The 2,314-nt window shown below is 44.8% G+C and carries 1 protein-coding gene; it reads right to left on the reverse strand.

Annotated elements, in window-relative coordinates; translation table 11 throughout:
- Window positions 1–779: 779 nt before the first annotated feature.
- Window positions 780–2,225, reverse strand: coding sequence for a YfcC family protein (locus AACT21_RS09365; protein WP_026027156.1), 1,446 nt, complete (start codon window positions 2,223–2,225; stop codon window positions 780–782).
- Window positions 2,226–2,314 lie beyond the last annotated feature (89 nt).

The following is a 2,314-nucleotide window of genomic DNA, read 5'->3' on the forward strand; positions in this document are numbered from 1 at the left end:
GGATAAATACATAATTATTTCTGTAGGGAATTCAGTATGAATTTATTTATTCACTTCTTTGTTCTGCAATTAATATTACCCTTGGTCTGTATATGTTCTTAGAGGTCCATCACAGAATGATTTATATTGAAATTCGGCTAAAATAATAGTTTTTTAACAATGTTTATGCAGTGTTTATATTGTGAGTGTCATATTTATTACTGCTTTTTTTATGGATGTTCATTCAATTTAAATCTCACGCAGCACTACTCCATATAGGCTCGGTATTTTGGTTGGGAATTTTATGCACCAAAAACACATCGATAATTCATCGAATTGGTTAAGAATATGCACTTGAAAAGGGTATATAGTTGAATGTGAGTCGAAGAAATGGGCTGTGTTAACATAACTTTCTTAATAAAACTTGATCTCACGCAGGCTTTCTAATGTAGATGTTTTGTCTGAATGGGCGTAATAGAGGACGGAAAATGAGAGATGACATAGCAGGCGATCTGAATTTGGTGATAAAGGAATATAGGCCGCGTTTTATTTAGTCACCAAAAGTGGTTATTTATCCCAGCCGATTGCTATAAAAAATAGCCATCAAAACTAATGGCTATCTAACGACGTTGAAAGCCATCATTTCCTGATTTGGCTAACGTATCATGTTTAGAACTGGGTAGCTGCGCAGCCAATGAGCCTAAGTCGGCCTGCCAATAAAAAAGCCGCAATCATGCGGCTTTTAAAGGGTGTGACGCGGTTTTCACCTACGACATATCGTATCGTTCATCAGTTTGGCGCTATAGCATCGCACCTAGGCTGAGAGATAGCATAATGAATACGCACAATATGCCTAACAGTGGTGCGACCCATTTCACCCAGCGAACATAAGGTACACGAGCAATTGCTAAGCCGCCCATCACTACCGCAGAGGTTGGCGTGATGAGGTTGACTATCCCTGAAGCCGATTGGTAAGCCGTGACGACAAGGTCGCGGCCAACGCCTGCAAAGTCAGCCAATGGAGCCATGATGGGCATGGTTAATACCGCAAGGCCAGAAGACGAAGGTACAAGGAAAGAGAGAAGAATTTCCAGTAAATACATTACGTTAATAAAAATGACGGATGAAAGGCCAGTAACCATTTGCTCGGCTGAGAACAAAATAGTGTCGGTGATCATCCCGCGGTCCATGATCACCACAATGCCGCGTGCGATACCAATGATCAGCGCTACGCCTAATAGGTCTCGTGCACCATCAATAAAGCTGGTGGTGAATTCCTCTTCACTCATACGAGCAATTAAACCGATAATGATGGTTGCACCCAAGAACATCGCTGAGATCTCAGCCATCCACCATCCAGCAACAGATACCCCATAAATCATCACGCCAAAAGCGGCCGCGAAAATGGTCAAAATAACTTTGCGGGTGGCGGTGAATTCGAGTTTCTCTCCACTTTGGTTGCCAAGGAAGTGAGCTTTGTTCTCTTCGTACTTGTCGTACACAATCGATTTGCTTTGATCTGCTTGCACCATTTTCGCGTAGCGCATCACGTACAGTACACAGATAACCCAACCGACAGCTAACATTGCTAAGCGCAACATGATGCCATCAGTAAACGGAATGCCCGCTGCGTTGGCCGCAATTACGGTGGCAAACGGGTTGATAGTGGAGCCCAGCGTACCGATACCCGCGCCAAGCAGTACGGTAGCGGCGGCAACCAGTGGGTCAAAACGAGCGGCCATCATCACAGGTACGAGTAAGGTGTAGAAAGGTAAGGATTCTTCCGCCATACCGTAAATCGTACCACCTGCGGCAAACAGCGCCATCAGGATGGGTATCATCAACTCTTCACGCCCTTCAAGCCGCGCTGTTACGCGTTCAATGCCCGCATCAATCGCACCTGTTTTGGTCACTAGGCCCAAAAAGCCACCAATGACCAAAATGAACAGAGACACGTCAATCGCGGCAGCTTCGTAGCTGTTGTGGTCATAAAAGCCGTCAATCGGTGCCATCAACACATCGATCACCCCTTGTGGGTTACCTTCTGCGTGTTGATAAGTTCCCGCAATAGGCACTTCTTTGCCCAGTTCTTCATTCATGGTCCGCTGATACTGACCTGCAGGCACAATCCAGGTTAAAAGGGCCACAAGAGCAATTAGAATGAAAAGGATGGTGTAAGCGGAAGGAAACTTAAAGTTAGCAAAGAAGCCACCTTTAGGTTCCGTGGATACAGTTTGGGTTGTCATAGCGATCTCCTTACACTCAGAGAACAACGAGATTCTGAGTGTGTTCAGCGGCTAATGTTCTTCAGTCTTCCAGCCCATTAAAATATTAT

Origin of the sequence: Vibrio sp. V08_P9A1T1, from assembly GCF_963874405.1 — a bacterium.
GTDB lineage: Bacteria > Pseudomonadota > Gammaproteobacteria > Enterobacterales > Vibrionaceae > Vibrio > Vibrio anguillarum.

Bases quoted from the DNA above. Each gene is read 5' to 3' on its own strand.
- AACT21_RS09365 (WP_026027156.1), bottom strand. From the start codon at position 2,225: ATGACAACCCAAACTGTATCCACGGAACCTAAAGGTGGCTTCTTTGCT.